The sequence below is a fragment of the Candidatus Odyssella thessalonicensis L13 genome, assembly GCF_000190415.1.
In the GTDB taxonomy this organism is placed as follows: domain Bacteria; phylum Pseudomonadota; class Alphaproteobacteria; order Paracaedibacterales; family Paracaedibacteraceae; genus Paracaedibacter; species Paracaedibacter thessalonicensis.
Genome location: NZ_AEWF01000001.1, coordinates 260,758 through 277,583 on the forward strand (window position 1 = coordinate 260,758; position 16,826 = coordinate 277,583).

14 protein-coding genes and 1 pseudogene are annotated in these 16,826 nt (G+C 40.9%); 4 read left to right on the top strand and 11 right to left on the bottom strand.

Annotated features, from left to right (window positions below):
- Positions 1 to 233: 233 nt before the first annotated feature.
- Positions 234 to 854: a ProQ/FINO family protein gene (locus HMO_RS0101250; protein WP_175282078.1), complete on the bottom strand. Its 621-nt coding sequence runs from the start codon at positions 852 to 854 to the stop codon at positions 234 to 236.
- A gap of 675 nt (positions 855 to 1,529) precedes the next feature.
- On the opposite strand from HMO_RS0101250, the gene HMO_RS13380 reads away from it, so the two are divergent.
- A complete protein-coding gene (locus tag HMO_RS13380; RefSeq protein ID WP_010297640.1) occupies positions 1,530 to 3,098 on the top strand; it encodes an ABC-F family ATP-binding cassette domain-containing protein in 1,569 nt (522 codons plus the stop codon).
- Between the two features lie 670 nt (positions 3,099 to 3,768).
- On the opposite strand, the pseudogene HMO_RS17275 reads toward HMO_RS13380, so the two are convergent.
- Positions 3,769 to 4,605 (bottom strand): annotated as a pseudogene (locus HMO_RS17275) (DUF2608 domain-containing protein).
- A gap of 142 nt (positions 4,606 to 4,747) precedes the next feature.
- Between HMO_RS17275 and HMO_RS0101275 the strand changes: the two are divergent.
- Both HMO_RS0101275 and HMO_RS0101280 read left to right on the top strand, forming a co-directional pair.
- Positions 4,748 to 5,596 (top strand): AraC family transcriptional regulator, encoded by an 849-nt coding sequence (locus HMO_RS0101275; protein WP_010297653.1) that lies wholly within the window; start codon positions 4,748 to 4,750, stop codon positions 5,594 to 5,596.
- 434 nt (positions 5,597 to 6,030) lie between these two features.
- Positions 6,031 to 6,720, top strand: a complete 690-nt coding sequence (locus HMO_RS0101280; protein ID WP_010297656.1) for a retropepsin-like aspartic protease family protein — start codon at positions 6,031 to 6,033, stop codon at positions 6,718 to 6,720.
- 250 nt (positions 6,721 to 6,970) lie between these two features.
- On the opposite strand, the gene HMO_RS0101285 is transcribed toward HMO_RS0101280, so the two are convergent.
- From HMO_RS0101285 to HMO_RS0101295, 4 genes are all read right to left on the bottom strand, one after another.
- Complete coding sequence (locus tag HMO_RS0101285; RefSeq protein ID WP_010297659.1) at positions 6,971 to 7,933, bottom strand: beta-ketoacyl-ACP synthase III; 963 nt, start codon at positions 7,931 to 7,933, stop codon at positions 6,971 to 6,973.
- 8 nt (positions 7,934 to 7,941) lie between these two features.
- A complete protein-coding gene (plsX, locus tag HMO_RS0101290) occupies positions 7,942 to 8,955 on the bottom strand; it encodes a phosphate acyltransferase PlsX (RefSeq protein WP_010297662.1) in 1,014 nt (337 codons plus the stop codon).
- A 23-nt stretch (positions 8,956 to 8,978) separates the two neighbouring features.
- The gene (rpmF, locus tag HMO_RS16010) at positions 8,979 to 9,182 is read right to left on the bottom strand and encodes a 50S ribosomal protein L32 (protein WP_010297665.1); all 204 of its coding nucleotides are present in this window, start codon (positions 9,180 to 9,182) and stop codon (positions 8,979 to 8,981) included.
- 213 nt (positions 9,183 to 9,395) lie between these two features.
- Entirely contained in the window at positions 9,396 to 10,604 is a 1,209-nt protein-coding gene (locus HMO_RS0101295; protein WP_010297670.1) for a threonine ammonia-lyase, read from the bottom strand.
- An 84-nt stretch (positions 10,605 to 10,688) separates the two neighbouring features.
- Here HMO_RS0101295 and HMO_RS0101300 point away from each other — a divergent pair, with 84 nt between their 5' ends.
- Entirely contained in the window at positions 10,689 to 11,543 is an 855-nt protein-coding gene (locus tag HMO_RS0101300) for an alpha/beta fold hydrolase (protein WP_010297672.1), read from the top strand.
- Between the two features lie 687 nt (positions 11,544 to 12,230).
- Here HMO_RS0101300 and HMO_RS0101310 read toward each other — a convergent pair.
- From HMO_RS0101310 to mraY, 5 genes are all read right to left on the bottom strand, one after another.
- Positions 12,231 to 12,713, bottom strand: a complete 483-nt coding sequence (locus tag HMO_RS0101310) for a peroxiredoxin (RefSeq protein ID WP_010297675.1) — start codon at positions 12,711 to 12,713, stop codon at positions 12,231 to 12,233.
- A 16-nt stretch (positions 12,714 to 12,729) separates the two neighbouring features.
- The gene (locus HMO_RS0101315; protein WP_010297680.1) at positions 12,730 to 13,032 is read right to left on the bottom strand and encodes a YciI family protein; all 303 of its coding nucleotides are present in this window, start codon (positions 13,030 to 13,032) and stop codon (positions 12,730 to 12,732) included.
- The gene (locus HMO_RS0101320; RefSeq protein ID WP_010297682.1) at positions 13,032 to 15,215 is read right to left on the bottom strand and encodes an ATP-dependent helicase; all 2,184 of its coding nucleotides are present in this window, start codon (positions 15,213 to 15,215) and stop codon (positions 13,032 to 13,034) included. Before HMO_RS0101320 ends, HMO_RS0101315 begins: the two co-directional genes overlap by 1 nt.
- 55 nt (positions 15,216 to 15,270) lie before the next feature.
- On the bottom strand, positions 15,271 to 15,663 hold the full coding sequence (locus HMO_RS0101325) for a hypothetical protein (RefSeq protein ID WP_010297684.1): 393 nt from the start codon (positions 15,661 to 15,663) through the stop codon (positions 15,271 to 15,273).
- 74 nt (positions 15,664 to 15,737) lie between these two features.
- Positions 15,738 to 16,826 carry a phospho-N-acetylmuramoyl-pentapeptide-transferase gene (gene mraY, locus HMO_RS0101330; protein WP_010297686.1) on the bottom strand — a complete coding sequence of 363 codons (1,089 nt, stop codon included), beginning with the start codon at positions 16,824 to 16,826 and terminating at the stop codon, positions 15,738 to 15,740.

Here is a 16,826-nt window from a genome sequence, read left to right on the forward strand (position 1 = left end):
GTAAATATACTTCTACTAGTTTCTGAAAACTTTTATATGCTTATCTTTTAAAGAATATAGATTACTAAATTTTATTGCCGTATTATGGTTAGTTATTTTACGGATAGCTCTTTATTGCTTAAGCTTTAGGGGGACTGCCAATTCAAACTTATATACTGAAAAAAGTAATTAGATAGAGTAAAGACGGCACTGCTTAGAGTGCCGCCCTTTGATTCATAAAATCAAAGATATTCTTAAGAAGATACTTCTTGTGGCGTTCTTCGCGGCTTTTTAAAGGAAGATCGCTTCGGTTGCTTTAAGCGGGCTTGATGGCGTTTCAATTGATTCTGGTATTCTTGCTGAGCGCGCTCTTGGTGCTCTGGGAGAATAGCTTCGGCAGGGTTCCCTTCAAGGTCATATCGATGCGTATGCTTGCTAAAAGAGTTCAAATACTTATACCAGCTTGCATAACGGGCTATTGCTTTGCGAATATGATTGCGTGCAAAGGGCAGATCAGCGGGGAAGTCTGACAGTATGTCTTTTTCAATGCGTAGCTTTAAAGGTTTGGGATCTTCTTTGCTAAAGCAGGCTGGATAGGTGCTGCATAACCAGTCATAAGCTAACTGAATTTTAACGAACTGGGCTTGCTGGGCTTCTTGTGCGGCTTGTTGCTGAGGTGTTAATGCAGGAGGTTTTGGTGCTTGTGATGCAAATCTCTGCTTTGGAGCTGATTGGAGCTTCCCGTCCCAAGAAGTCTTGCTTTGCTGCTTTGGAACTTCACCCGCTTCAAAAAATGCTTTTAATTGTGATAATTTTTCTTGAGCTTGATAAGCTTGCTCTTTATCAGAAATTAGGTCATCTTGCTTGTTTGTCATAACAGTCCTGCATAATTTAAATTTGATCTCTTTTAAAAGAAATGATCCCATTAATAGGGATAAAATACATCCATATTATCCTTTCAATTTCTTTTTTACACCATACGTTTAACGTTAAAAGTCTGCAACTATCTTTTATATGTAAATGCGATCTAATTTATCGTGATAATTATCAAACTTATCCAGATAAATATCACAAGGACTCTAGATCAACGTTCTTTCGCATACAAATGAAGATAAGGCACGGCATAGATTTTTAAGATATTCTATAGTCAGGCGTAAGCTCGAATTTCATAAGATTAGAAGACTTCCAGGATAGTAAAAAAATAATATATATTTTTCACAGTTAGGTATTGATTTCTTAGATATTTAAAAGCAATTTTTATGTAGGGAGTGTATTTGATTTTATTTGTTTGAATATATAGCTAAGAATCAAAAGCAGCTTCTGTTTTATTGTTACTGTTGCTTTTTAGCTTAAAAAGGCTTATTCATAAATTATGATGATTATAAAACTTACACTATTACTTCATATGTGCAGATAGCTGTGGCGGACTTTGACTCATGGTCACATAAAGCTCGCCGCCGTTCGGTATCGGATTCCTTTCCCTACCCTATTGTGTGGTTATAGGGCGCAAGCTCGTTTCAATACACCCTAATCGCATTCAAGGAACTAAAATGTTACGCATTCAAAATATTTCCAAGGCATATGGAGACAAAGTTTTATTTAAAGAAATTAGTTATCATTTCCCAGAAGGGGAAAAAGTAGCCCTTGTGGGTGCTAATGGTCAAGGCAAAACAACACTTCTCAATATCATGACCGGCAGAGACTACGCAGATAGCGGAGAAATTTCAAAGCCCAAAGAAGCTATTGTTGCTTATCTTCCTCAATCTCCGAACCCTACCCCTGCTTCCTCTTTGCTGGTTGAATGTCTTTCTGGTCATGAGACTGCTTATAAACTAAAACAAGAGATGGATCGCTTGCTTCAAAATATGGAGCAGAATTACCAAGAATCTGATCTTGAACAATACACGGCAGCATTAACTCAGTTTGAGAACTTAGGCGGTTATGAATTGGAAGGCCGAGCCGAACAAATATTGTTGGGCCTTGGGTTTAAACGTGAACAACTTGAGGTAAGTCCTTTGACGCTGTCAGGCGGATGGCGGATGCGCGTTGAATTAGCTAAGATTCTTTTAAGCGCGCCTGACTTTATGATTCTGGACGAGCCGACAAACCATTTAGATTTGCCAAGTATTGAATGGCTAGAAGAGTTCTTGCAATCCTATAAAGGAACAATAGTCTTTGTATCCCATGATCAAGAGTTCCTTAATAATGTGGCCACCATAACACTTTACTTGAATAAAGGGATATTGAAAGCCTTTGCTGGGAATTTTAATGATTTCTTGAAGCAAAAAGAATCCCAGGAACAGACAGCAATGGCTGCCGCTAAGAAGATTGAATTGCAAAAGGCACATATGCAAAGCTTTGTGGATCGTTTTAAAGCTAAAGCCTCAAAAGCAAAACAAGCTCAATCTCGTATGAAAATGATTGAACGTTTGGATGAGGTGCTATCAGGAATAACAATTGATCAAGGTATACAGCGGATTCACTTTCCCCGTATTGAGATTCCTAATTCTCCTAAAGATGTCCTAGTCTGTGAGGAAATGATTATTGGATATCAGTCACCCTTATCAAAGAAGATTAAACTTAAGTTTAATAAAGGGGAAAAGATTGCCATTATTGGCCGCAATGGTATTGGCAAGAGCACATTTTTAAAAACTATATGTGATGAAATTTCTCCTTTATCGGGAACCTATAAGCTTGGGGAGGGCATAAAAATTGGTTATTATGCTCAAGAAAGTGCGGAGTTACTTGATCCTAATTTGTCTGTTTTAGAAACCATTCGTAAATATGCCCCTGCCTTAAGCGAACAAGATCACCGAGGTATCCTAGGCTGCTTTATGTTCAAAGGACAAGATCCTCTTAAGAAAGTGAAGGTTTTATCGGGTGGAGAAAAATCACGGTTGGTAATGGCTGGTTTAATAGCGCAAAAGCCTAACCTTCTTATATTTGATGAGCCCACAAACCACCTTGATATGTTGTCTTGTGAAATACTAGCAAAGATGCTTGATGAGTATAAAGGCACCTGCTGCGTTGTTTCTCACAATCGCCACTTTATTGATATGTTTGCAAATGTCATTATTGATGTTTCCGCCGAAGGTAAGTGGGAAGCTTTAAGACATTAGCCCTTTAATGAACAACCATTTGCTTTATGGATAAGTGATAATCTGTTATGGGAGCTAGGTTAAGCGATCTAGCTCTCAAGAATTTCAACACCTTCCTTTTGCAAGCCGACCTGATGATGGATAACCTCCTTAGTTAACATAGTGTTTTAAAATAGATACTTTCATCATCGGGGGCCGTTAATACTTAAATTGTTAAGCTTAATGGTAGTATAAATTAACTCAAAGGGTGGCTGTTTTTTTATGATAATTCAACTATACATGGATCTTGTCAACTTTTGTGGCGGCTAAAATGCACCCTTAGAGCTGAGCGGAATAAAATGGGCACATGCCCTTTTTAGTTCTCCTTTGACTTCAAGCTGACCTTCTTCACAAATTGTACGAATATTTTCAATACCAATGGTCATTACTTCACCTTCTTTAGATACTCTTTCACCTTAACGAGCTAGACGCACTCCTTAAGAGAGGCAAATAAAAAAGCTAATAGTCCCCGAGGCTTACTGTTCTGATAACGGCAGGCTGATTAATATTCATCCGCTTGCAACTTTACTGATGCTGCTTGCTGTTGCCCTTATATAAAATGCTTTAAGCTTGCCTTATTCCATAGATACTCAAGTCTGGAGAAAAGTCCTCTTTACCTATTCTTTATAAAATAATCCGTAAGTTTAGACGCCTATGAAACAGATTGGCTCTCTTTTAAAAACTGTTTCCATGTGGCCTCAAATTCTTCTCTCGAAATAGATATCCAAGGAGCCTTTTTTGCCCCTTTATATTCCAATCCGATAAAGGATATATTTTTCCTACGAGCATAATCGGCCATATTTTCTACCACTCTCCGCATATCCTCGATAAAAATAATTCTTTTTGGATGCCAATTTATCTTACTCAAGAAAATATCTAATACTTCAGCTTTTGAGATACTTTCACCATGGATAAGAAGAACACCTCCTTCTGCCTGAGGGTAATTTCCGTTATAAGAAGGGAGCTCATTAAAATCGTGGTTACAGTCAAAATCACTTAAAGCTATGTTAGCTTTCTCTAAGTTATGGATCTGCCACTCCATAAGATCGGGAATCTGCTTTCATGTACCCGATAAGATTGCTGAAAGGGCTAATACATGCGTCCCTTTCTCTTTAAGTTTTTTAATGATTTGCGGAGCATGCTCATCAATTAATTGAGTCTCACCAGAGGTGGCAATTGCTGTGGAAAGCGTACCTCTCTGTTCTTTTGTTACTTGCTTGGGCGTCTTTTTAATAAATTCTTTATTGTTTCGGAAATTGCCATATTGGAAGGCTGGGATAAGAGGTTGCAGAAGGGGGTAATCTACATCCATAATAAAAAGAGTGTCTGTATCGCCACACTTAAGGTAGGCCTCTAGATCGCTAAAGCTTTCTACAGTAATAATCTTGACTTCGTTGTCATTATTCTCTGCAAAAGCTGAGATGATATGAGTTTTCGCCATTATTATGCTTAAAGCTCCTATTGCTAAGGTTATCGTGAAATGCTTCATAATAGCCCCTTTTAAAGAGTGAGAGGTATAAAACTACCTTAAATATAACTATTTCTAAACATAGCAAGAATGGTCAAGAAATAGTAACTTAGCAGGAATATAATTTTCTACATAAATGGCGTGGAATGAAAAAAGACTTAACATGAGTTATGATCACCGTATTAATCGAATTATTGAGTTCATAGGTAAAAACCTAGATGCAGATTTCACTTTAAATCAATTGAGTGAGATTGCCTGTTTTTCAAAATATCACTTTCACCGCTTATTTACTGCTTATACAGGCTTATCCTTACATCAATATATTAGATGGCTACGCCTCAAAAGAGCAGCGCATCAGCTTGTTGTTGAGACGGATAAAAGTATTATTAGCATCGCATTAAATGCGGGGTTTGAGACCCATGAATCGTTCGCGAGAGCCTTTAGACAAATGTGCGGTGAAAATCCCTCAGAGTTTAGGGTCAAAGCAAATTGGCGTACATGGGAAACTCCACCGTATTCATTACCCATAACACGTGAGGAAATTATGAAGATAATCATTAAAGAATTCCCTATGAGAAGGTTAGCAGTTATCGAGCATCGAGGGGACCCTCAGAGAGTAGGAGAAAGTGTCAATAAATTAATCACTTGGGCTAAATCGCAACCAATTGATTTGCGGCCAAGACCGGGGCAAGCTTTTGGTTTTGCATATGACGATCCTGAGGTGGTACCTGCTGAAGAATTTCGTTTTGATTTAGCCCTGACTGTGCCTGAGAACTTTAAAATGGATGATCAGGTAATTGAAAAAGAATTGCCAGCTGGTAGATATGCTATCGCCATCCATAAAGGATCTCGTAAGAATATTAGTGATACGATTTACGGGTTATACAGAGGTTGGTTGCCAGGCTCAGGAGAAGAATTAGGGGATTTGCCTTGCATATTCTGTTACTATAATTTTGATCACGAAGTCGCTGAGACCGAACTTGTGACGGAAGTTTGGGTGCTTTTAAAATAAACGCATCACAGATAAGAAAATATGTTTAGGTGATATGAGGATGCCTAAACACTGGAGCATACTAAGGGTAAAGGCAGCGGCTTAGTAAGAAAATTAAATCTCTTTCTCCATACCTTAAGAGGATTGACCGGTCTTAAGAAATCTGATTGTTTAAGATTGAAGGATAACTCCTTTCAATTAAGGGAAAATCTATCTATGACGACAATTAGCGTATTGAGAATTAATTTAGGAAAAGATGGATGGTTTTCAGGTAGAGGGAGCAGATGCTCAAGGGAGGACTGTTCTGAAGAAGCGAATAATTTGCAACTCCTACCCGTCACTTTTTTAAAAAGTTGAGGGAGATGGCCTGTTCGAAGGCCTTAAGAGATCAAGGATACTTCCCTTCTAGAGAGTGACAGATAAGAACAGCAAGGATAAAAGGAGTTAACATCGATATGACAAACAGGCGCAACTTAATGATAGTTCTGGGGATAATTGGAATCCTTTTCATCGGATGGCTTAATTGGCAATTCCCTCATGCCCTTACCTCATCAGATTCTATTGCAGACATTATATGGTGTGTCGTGATCTTAGGTGCCCTCATTCCTTCTCTCGCTTCACAAATGGGTGCTTCTCAAGCAGCTAAATATGCAACAATTTGGGGGAGCATTTTTATAGTTTTCTTAATCGGATACAGTTTTCGAGAAGACCTGCATGGAGTAAGTGATCGAATAAAAAGTAATCTTTTTCCCTATGCAGCTGTTCAAACAGGAAATGCCCATATCAGCTTTACTAAAGCTGTAGATGGACACTTTTATATTGAGGCAGAAATAAATCACACGCCAGTTCTATTTATGGTCGATACCGGGGCAACGAGAACAACCCTAACGCTTGCTGATGCTAAACGTCTCGGGGTGGATGTGGAGAATCTTTCATATAATGAGCCTATTCATACCGCCAGTGGCATGGATTTCGTTGCCACTACCCAGCTTACAGACATTAAAGTGGGTGACCTAACTCTGATGGGTATCTCGGCGTCAGTTAGCAAGAATCTTAAGGGGCATTCTCTGTTAGGGATGAACTTTTTGAAGAAATTGAAAGGGTTTACAGTGGAAGGTAATCGTCTTACCTTGCAGGTAAAGTAATTGCTGTTTACATTATTGAAATGGGATAAGGGTGAGGAGATTTCTCCATAAATAATAAGATAATTACTTACAGGAACTATACCTTACATTCATGCCAATTAAAAACCCTGCTGTTGATTCCTATTAAAATAATTAACTTCCGAGCACCCAGAGGCTTATTATTTGTGATAAGTATTTACTGTGCCCAGGGAGCAGCCGGCAAAGATTGGGGAGGTAAGCTGGCGGCCATTTTAATGAGTATCGCTTAACCTTACCAGCGGACTAAAGCTGATCCCCAAGTTAGTCCCCCACCCATAGCTTCAAAGACGATAAGATCCCCTTTTTTAACTCTGCCATCTTTAACAGCAACATCTAAGGCTAAGGGGATAGAGGCTGCTGAGGTATTGCCGTGGGTGTCAATAGTTACGACGACTTTTTCAGAGGGTAAAGCGAAATGCTCTGCAAGAGCATTTATAATCCGATAGTTAGCTTGGTGAGGGATAAACCAATCTATATCCTCTTTCGACAAATTATTGTGCTTTAAGGCCTCATTAATAGCTGTTCCCAGTTTCTCCACTGCCAGCTTAAATATCTCTTTGCCTGCCATATACATGTAACCAAACTCTCCATGACCAGGGCCACCCTTTGCATAAAGTAAGTCCTTTAAGGTACCATCTGAGAATAAGTGGGTCGATAGAATGCTTCGCTCGTTGGCATCTGTTGAGGCTTTTAAAAGTATGGCCCCTGCCCCATCTGCAAAGATAACAGCTGTACTGCGATCCTCTGGGTCAACAATGCGTGACATCGTTTCGGTGCCCACGACAAGTGCCGTTTTTACTTGACCACTTTTAATCATACTATCAGCAACAGAAAGAGCATACAGAAATCCACTGCAAACAGCTTGAACATCAAAAGCGAAAGCTTTATGAGCACCAATCTTGCTTTGAATGATAGTTGCAGTTGAAGGAAAGGTATGATCGGCCGTTGTTGTGGCGACGACAATAAGGTCAACCTCGGATGCCTTCATATTTGCATTGTGAAGAGCATCTTTACAGGCGGCCGCGCCTAAATCGGATGCCATCTCTCCTGGGGCAGCAAAACGGCGCTCCTTTATTCCCACGCGAGTGGTAATCCACTCATCAGTCGTAGCCATTTTCTCCGCTAATTGGGCATTGGTAATTATCTGCTGAGGAAGATAGCCCCCAGTGCTAATAATGTGGGAATGGGATAGCATGAGATATCCTATATTTCTTTAATTTTTGTTTCGATTTCTTGACCAAGATCCAGAGTTTCTGAATCTTTTGATAAGTTAAAGGCGACTTTTATGGCATTCGCGAAAGCAGCAGCATCCGCCCCCCCATGGCTTTTAATAGCAATGCCTCGCAGTCCTAGAAATGCTGCTCCGTTATATTTGCGCGGATCAAGCTTCGATTTAATAGAGTTAAAAGCTGGACGACCTACAAGATAACTTAGCTTTCCTAAAATCGTCGAGCTTAAAGTTTCTCTAATTGTATCAAAAATAAAATGTGCTGCGCCTTCTAAGGTTTTTAGAGCAATGTTCCCTGTAAAACCATCGGTTACAATGACATCTGCTACCCCATGGTTAACGTCATCCCCTTCAATGAAGCCGATGTAATTCATTGTCGGGATTTCTTTTAAAATTAAGGAGGCCTGTTGCACCACGGCATGTCCTTTAACTTCTTCCGTTCCGACGTTTAATAGGCTAACTCTCGGGTTTTTTATTCCTAAGACTCGGCGTGCCATCACTTCGCCCATGACTGCAAACTGCACTAAGTTTTCGGTTGTACATTCAAGATTAGCACCCATATCTAGACCAATACAGATGCCATTAATAGTGGGGAGTGGTGCTGCTATGGCAGGCCGGTCAATGCCTTCTAATGTTTTCAGCATTATCTTGGCTAAAGCCATATAGGCGCCAGTATTACCTGCCGATACAACAGCATTTGCCTGCCCCTTGCTAACAGACTCTATAGCTTTGCGCATGCTCGAATCTTTTAGACCACGGATTGCAGCCACAGGCTTAGTATCGTTGGTGACGACTTCTGAGCAATGAATAATTTCTGATTTCTTTGATAACAGAGGAAAATGCTTTAGCTTATCTGTGATGATATCTTGATCACCAAATAGAAGAAAGTTAATGTCCTCAGAAAAAGACAGGACGTTTTCAGCACCCTCTAATACTATTAAGGGGGCTTTGTCGCCCCCCATAACGTCAAGGGAAAGTTTAATGGTCATAAATCACTCCCGAAGACAAGAACTTATTCTGCGGATTCGTTCTCTTCGGTTGCTGCCTGGCTGATGACTTGACGTCCATTATAATGACCACAAGATGGGCAAATATGATGAGGAAGCTTACGGGAACCGCAGTTCGAGCACTCATTCGTATTAACTGGTGTAAGAGCGTGGTGAGAACGACGCATGTTGCGGCGTGATTGGGATGTTTTTTTCTTTGGAACTGCCATAGTAAATTGACCTCAAATTAATTCGCACAAAAAATACCTTATCAATTTTTTATCTTATTTAAGTTAAAAGGGCAAGCATAAAACAGAACTTTATAAAAAAAACCCTGATCACCTCACTGTTGCTTAGGAATAAAGCAAGTTTCTCTAGCGCTGTTTTTTACTTACGAGCCTCAAGGCAACCGCGGCTAAAGCTACTCTTATCCCTTGCTCGCATTAATGATACAATGACGTGATATAGCCTGCATTAATAAGTTCTTGCATTATTTGTTGTGAATGCTCTTGTCCGCGTGTTTCAATTGTAACTTCCAAAACTGTCATCTTTGAAGAGTAACTGGTAAAGTGACGCTGGTGGATTAATTCAAAGATATTGCCGCCTAGACGACCAATGATGCCCGTAACCTTTGCTAAAGTTCCTGAAGTGTCTGGAATTTTTATCTTTAAGCGGATGAGCTTTTCCTGTCGCACTAAACTATGCATCATTAAAGAGGACAAGACCCGGGAATCAATATTGCCACCACAAATAATAATTCCGATGCTTTTTCCATAAAAGTGTTCAACGTTTTTCATTAAGGCTGCAACGCCGGCAGCCCCGGCCCCTTCTGCCACAATTTTTCCGGACATGGCAAGGGCGTCAATTGCATCTTCTATTTCTGTGTCATTCACTGCTAGGATGTCATTTAAATGGGTCTTCAATATATCAGCTGTCAGCCGGCCAGGGTTTTTGACGGCAATACCTTCAGCCATAGGTAAACTATTGGTCTCAGGCGGCATAAACCAGCGTTCAGGGTAAAGGGCTTGAATCATCGCCGGGCAGGCCGTTGATTGAACACCGTAGATCTTAATTTGCGGCTTTAAAGCCTTTGCCGTCAACGAGCATCCTGCCGCCAGTCCGCCTCCGCCCACGGGAATAATCAGGGTGTCAATGTCAGGAGCATCTTCTAACATTTCCAATGCCACTGTCCCCTGCCCGGTAATAATATCTTCGTCATCATAAGGATGGATTAAAGTTAGACCCTGTTTAACCAGATCTCGCGCCGCTATTTCCGATTCTGCTAAATTTTGTCCTGATAAAATAACAGTGGCTCCATACTTTCTGGTGCGTTCAATTTTTGCAGCGGGAGTGGTTTCAGGCATGACAATAATTGCTGGAATATTCATGCGTTGCGCATGGAAAGCAACCCCTTGGGCATGGTTACCAGCAGACATGGCTACCACGCCTTTTGCTTTTTGCTGGTCTGTCAGCTTTAGCATTTTAATTAATGCACCGCGCGGCTTAAATGAGGAGGTATGTTGTAAGTTTTCGAGTTTAAAATATACTTTGCCGTTAATCTTTTCGCTTAACCAGGGTACGGGAATCGTGGGGGTTCGATAGAGAATACCCTGCATCTTTTTTGATGCTGTTAGGATTTCGTTAATATTCATCTTAAGTAGTCAAAATGTGTTTAATGTCATAGAATTATAATATGGTTTCTATTGATAAATTGTTACTAAAAAAGCGGATTTATTATGAGTAGTCTATTGCCCCACCTGAAAAAAATGCAATGTCTTGCAAGTACAGGTTTCCATGAAATTCATTATGCTGAGTGGGGAAATAAGACATCCGAGAAAGTTGCGCTGTGTGTGCACGGTTTTTCGCGTAACGGGCGAGACTTTGATTACTTAGCTAAGTCTTTAGTGGGGGCGGGCTATCGAGTGGTTTGTCCTGATTTACCGGGCCGTGGGATAAGTGACTGGCTGCCAAACACAGGTGATTATAATATCCAGAACCATATGCAGCAGCTTATTCAGCTTATTGCTCGGTTGGATGTTCCTCACGTGGATTGGATTGGCACCTCCATGGGTGGCATTATTGGTATGGCGCTTGCTAGTTTTGATAAATCACCCATCCGTAATCTTGTCATCAATGATGTGGGGCCCTTTATCCCTGCTCCTCCTCTTACTCGAATAAAACAATATTTAAGCCTTATGCCTACCTTTAAAACGCGGGCAACGGCTCGTAATTTCCTGCGTCAACTGTTATTACCGTTCGGGAAAATCACCGCAGAGCAGTTGGATCATTTGACCGATTATGGTTTTCATGAAAATGCGACAGGTGAATTTTGTTTAAGTTATGATCCTAAAATTGTTGATAGTTTTGAGGTCAAAGAAGCAGATTTATGGTATATTTGGGACACTATTACTGCCCCTATCTTAGTTATCCGAGGCGCAGATTCTGAAGTGCTAAGCCGCGAGACACTTGAGAAAATGTGCGAACGGGAACATGTGAGTTCGGTGGAGTTTGCTGATGTGGCCCATGCTCCAGCATTAATGGATGAAGAACAAATTAGAACAATTGTTGAATGGCTAAAGAAGCAATATTAAATCTTTTGGGAGGGTAACCCTCTTGGCTTTCTTAATCGGTAGCATATGAAGGCAGTATCCTTTGACGGTCATACAACTCATCTGTCTTAATAAAATAGCGATAATTTAAAAAATCTGTCACCTTTACAAAGCATACCCAAAGGCCAGTACAAGAAGTCACATGCTTAACCGAATAAATCAATATTTAAGTCGTATAGATATGTTTATAATCCTTAAAAAAACTCATAATGTCTTTCGCCAGCTATTATTTCCTTTCGGTATGAGCATCACAGCACAGTTGGCTTATCGGATCAAATTATAGGGATTATGAGATGCAGTGGATATATTTTCCTTAAACTATGATCTTAAAAAAGTGTCGAGATTTATAAGATCAAGCAAAAAGATTTATGGTTTATCTGGGAAATTATTGTCGGATTGGTTCGTGTTAGATAAGCGCTTAAAGAAAGATTTCTAAGCCGCAGCAGGTCTAAGGAAGTGTGTGAGCGGGAAGATGTATGTTCGGATGAGTTTTCTATATACTTTGTGCTCCAGCATTAATGGATGGGGAGCTGATTGAAGGTATTGCCGCTTGGTTAAGAAATTATTTTTAGATTCCTGAAGAGTATCCATGCAGAGAAATTTTCCTTGCTAGGCGCGCAAAAAATATAAGTTATATAAGTTTTACTGGCCTAGAATTAGAAAGATACCTTATAACAATTGCAGTAAACTTTGAGCACTTGAGACTTGGCAAACCCCAGGCGAGTCTTCAATTTGCAATTTAGCGACACTTCCCCTTTCAATCATCATGGTATAGCGTTTAGATCTAACGCCCATGCCAACGGCTGATAAATCAATATCCAGGCCCATTAACTTAGTTAGTTCGGCATTGCCATCCGCTAGAAAGGTGATAGCTGTGGCATTGTTACTTTCAGCCCAGGCTTTTAACACGGCGATATCATTAACTGCTAAACAAATAACCTGGTTAACTCCTTTGGATTTTATGGCATCCAGTTGCTTAACATAGCCAGGTAAGTGATCATTTGAACAGGTTGCGGTAAAGGCGCCTGGTACAGCAAAGATTACAGTTTTACCATCCTTCAATAGCTCTTGAGTAGAAATCTCTTTGACGTCACCATTAATTAGCGCCTTCAGCTGGACATTTGGTATCTTATCTCCGATTGAAATTGCCATGTTATCTCCTCTCTTCTTATTGATCCCAAAACTGCTCTAAAATCTTTGAGGACTTGATAGCCTCAAATTCTATGATTTCATATTTTGCGATTTTTTCAATGCTAAAAGGATCGCGATTCATAATCTGCTCTATTTCAGCTCTGTCTTTAGCTTTGGCTATAATAATACCTCCTGTTCGAGGAATCTGGGGACCTGAAGCTAGAAAATGGCCAGATTGGTAATAGGCATCTAAATGTTCGCGGTGTGGAATAATAAATAAGTCTACTTGTTCAATCGGAACAATGTAGTGCAGTTTTATAATAAAAAGACGATGGGTCATCAGGCATGCTCCAAATAATCAGCAACAACAGTTTTAACACCAGCGGTTTCAAAATTAACTCTGATATTGTCCATATCAATATCTTGGACAATTCCATAACCAAACTTTAAATGGAAAACGCGCCCTCCCTTTTTAAAGGTATGGGTCGGTTCGACAGAAAATTCAGCATCAAAGATGCCAGCTTTGGAATAGGAACTATGAGGTGGCCGATTGCCGGATAGCGTCTTTGTTCCATGTAAAGCTTCAGCGCCACTTGCTTGAATGATGCGGACGTGGTCTTTAGGAAGCTCAGCGATGAAACGCGAAGGTGTAGAATATTGCCATCCCTGGAAGGTTTTTCTATTGTGAGCATAAGTAATAATTGCTTCGCGGCGGGCGCGCGTTATGCCTACATAAGCAAGGCGCCGTTCTTCTTCTAAGCCTTCAAGACCATTGTCATCCATGGCACGGGTGTTAGGAAAGATGGATTCCTCCCAGCCGGGCAGGAAAACAGTTTCAAATTCTAGTCCTTTGGCGGCATGAAGTGTCATCAGATTAACCATATCACTATTAAGGCTAGAGGTCGTATCCATGACTAAGCTTACGTGTTCTAGGAATGCTTGTATAGTGTCAAATTCTTTGATGGCATTAATCAACTCTTTTAAGTTTTCAAGACGTCCAGGTGAGTCTGCTGATTTATCCAAGCGCCACATCTGTGTATACCCGGATTCATCGAGAATCATTTGAGTAAATTCTCCAGGATCAAGATCGGCGAGCCGATCGCGCCAGATATCAATCTGCTTTAAGAAATCACGCAGCGCGTTGCGAGCTGTGCCTTTAATCATTTCTTCGTCTAGCAAGCCTCTGGTTGTCTGCAACAAGGGCAGCCCTGCGGCTCGGGACTCGCGATGAATTAATTGTAAGGTGCTCGCCCCGACGCCACGGCGTGGCGTGTTAATGATCCGTTCAAAAGCAAGACCATCATTTGGCTGGACAATTAGCCGCAAGTAAGCTAGGGCATCGCGGATTTCCATACGTTCATAGAATTTTTGGCCTCCAATAACGCGGTAAGGGATACCCATAACTAATAGTCGGTCTTCAAATTCACGCGTCTGATAACCGGCGCGCACCAGAATTGCCATCTGAGAAAGAGCTTGGCCTCGGCGCTGGCGATCTTCAATTTCATCACCGATAAAATAAGCTTCTTGCAAGCTGTCATAGGTGCCGCGCACTATCACCCTTTCGCCTTGATCAATATCTGTCCACAGTGTTTTATCAAAACGGCCAGAATTGTTACTAATTAAGCCTGAAGCAGCTCCTAAAATGTGGGGAGTAGAGCGATAATTTTGTTCGAGACGAATGACGGTCGCCCCGGGAAAATCCTCTTCAAAGCGTAAAATGTTGCCAACCTCAGCTCCTCGCCAGGCGTAAATTGACTGATCGTCATCTCCCACACAACAAATATTTCCATGCCCCATAGCGAGTAACCGCAACCATAAGTATTGTGAAATATTGGTATCCTGATACTCGTCCACCAGAATATAGCGAAACTGCTGCTGGTAATTGGCTAGGATATCGGGATGAGAATGGAAGATGGTTAAATTATGAAGAAGGAGGTCGCCGAAATCGACAGCATTCAAAATGCGTAGACGCTCTTGATATTCCTGGTATACAGATAGCAAGAACTTGCTACTGCGACCTTCAGAATAACTAACTTTATTTGGAACAAGACCTCTATCTTTCCACTTACTAATCAAAGCGGCTACCATTTTAGGCGGGTTTTTCTTGTCATCAATTCCCTGAGCTTGCAAGATTTGCTTAAGCAAGCGTTGCTGATCATCAGTATCCAAAATTGTAAAATCGCTGGTTAGCCCTACTGCTTCTGCATGACGGCGCAGGATACGCACAGCTAAAGAATGGAATGTTCCTAGCCAGAATCCTTCAGTTGGGCGCTGAACTAAGGCCGCCACACGTTCTCGCATTTCTGCTGCTGCTTTGTTGGTAAAAGTAACAGCTAAGATTTGATTAGGATGCGCTAGCCCTTGCTCAATTATATGCGCTAATCGGGTAGTTAAGACTCGGGTTTTACCCGTTCCAGCGCCCGCCAGGACAAGGACAGGCCCTTCAGTAGTTTCAATGGCCCGACGTTGCGGAGGATTCAAATTATCGAGAGCAAAAGGATCATTGATTTTCTGAGGCAACACGTGAACACTCTTCCTGAATTAGTTTTCTAGAGTGTACACGAATTAATTGCATAAATTAAGAAGGATTAAAACTTGACATAAAATGAAGAGATTGACGCGCATTCGCATGAGTCCACCAATGGTAGGGATTAACGTTCTGCTCTTTTGATTTGATAAGCTTTGGTACCCTTTTCTTATCGTACAATTCGGCATTATCTTCTGCCGCACTAGCGCCATTATCACCGCTACCTAACCCACTCTCGGCCAAGTTAACACCTGAATGGGCGCTTACACTCTCTCCGCTCCTTGCCACCACCACGTCGTGCTTTATGTCCGGACCAAAAAGAAACTCGCCGGTCACATTGGTAGCATTACCTTCTCCGGTTCCTGACGGAAGCGAACTGCTCTCCTCAACTGCAAACGTAAGAATGCTTGAAAGGGTGGCGTGTAGAAGTATTTTTACAACCATGGTAGCCTCTTAACATATTTTTTTCCATATCTTAGCTTAGATAAAATAGGTTAAGAGTTAGTTACCAAAATAAATTATCTTAATTTTAAAGTGGATAGCCCAATTAAAGCTAATATTGTGGCAATAATCCAGAATCGGATCACAATTGTCGCCTCAGCCCATCCCTTTTTTTCAAAATGATGATGGATGGGAGCCATTAAAAATATACGGCGTTTGGTAAGCTTGTAATAGCCAACCTGTAGGATCACTGATATAGCTTCTATAACAAATAATCCACCGATAATCGCGAGAACAATTTCATGTTTCGTTATGACCGAAATAGTCCCCAAAGCTCCACCTGCCGCAAGAGAACCTGTGTCCCCCATAAAGACTTTTGCTGGAGGAGCATTGTACCAGAGAAATCCTAAACCTGCACCAATTACTGAACCACAGAAAATGGAAAGTTCTCCCACGTCTGGAACATGATGAATTTGCAGGTAGTTAGCAAAGACAGAGTTTCCTACTAAATAGGAAATTAAAGCAAAGCATGAGCATACTAGAACCACTGGGACAATAGCTAAACCATCCAGTCCATCGGTAAGATTAACAGCATTAGAGGCGCCAACAATTACAAAGAAACTGAAAACATAGAAAAACAGCCCTAAATCAAGAAGGTAATCTTTAAAGAAAGGGAAAGCCAAGCTGGTGGCAAATTCAGGTTTACTTTGGTTAATAATTAAATATGTGGCAGCCAATGTCATCAGACCTTGGAGCAACAATTTATTTTTTCCTGATAATCCTTTGGAGCTTTGCTTGGTTAATTTTAAATAATCATCATAGGCTCCGATTAAGCCAAATCCTAAGGTAATTGATAAAACTACCCATAAATATAGATTGGTAAGATTTCCCCAGAGTAGAGTTGTCAGGGTAATCGATATTAAGATGAGTACCCCTCCCATTGTCGGCGTTCCCTTCTTGGTTAACAGATGAGTTTCAGGCCCATCTTCCCGTATGGGCTGTCCGTTCTTTTGCACGGACTTTAGCCATCTAATGAAAGGGGATCCAAAAATAAAGCTGATGATGAGGGCAGTTAAAATGGCCCCGCCTGTTCGAAAGGTTAAGTATTTAAAAACATTAAAAAATCCTACCTGAGTGGATAATCCAGGTAGTAAATGGAAAAGCAT